Genomic DNA, 418 nt, shown 5'->3' on the forward strand with positions numbered 1-418 from the left:
CGCGGCGAGCGAACAGTGCCGGAGGTGGTCCGGGACTTCGAGCTGACCGACTCGGTCGTGCGGAAATGGATCACCCAAGCCGAGCGTGACGCCGGGGTCCGCAGTGACGGGCTGACCAGCGAGGAGAAAGCCGAACTCGCCGCGCTGCGGAAAGAGAACACACGGTTGCGTGAGGACGTGGAGATCCTCAAACGGGCGACGGCTTTCTTCGCGAAGGAGACCCGGTGAACGTCTACCCGTTCATCGAGGCGGAGAACGCCCGCGGCGCAGGCACCGTCAAGCGTGCCTGCACCCTGCTCAAGGTCTCCCGAGCCGCCTACTACACCCACCGCACCGGTCTCTCGCAGCGTGCTCACGAGGATGCCACGCTGACCGAGAAAATCATCGAGGTGCACCGCGACTCCCGCGGCACCTACGG

1 protein-coding gene and 1 pseudogene are annotated in these 418 nt (G+C 66.0%); both read left to right on the top strand.

Features of this window, described 5'->3' with window-relative positions; translation table 11 throughout:
• Positions 1-228: transposase (locus tag EIY87_RS47450; RefSeq protein ID WP_148106226.1), on the top strand; the 228-nt coding region annotated here is incomplete at its 5' end.
• Positions 225-418, top strand: a pseudogene (locus EIY87_RS47455) (IS3-like element ISCARN46 family transposase); the annotation flags it as partial. The gene EIY87_RS47450 and the pseudogene EIY87_RS47455, both read left to right, overlap by 4 nt.

Origin of the sequence: Amycolatopsis eburnea (genome assembly GCF_003937945.1) — a bacterium.
Classification (GTDB): Bacteria; Actinomycetota; Actinomycetes; order Mycobacteriales; family Pseudonocardiaceae; genus Amycolatopsis; species Amycolatopsis eburnea.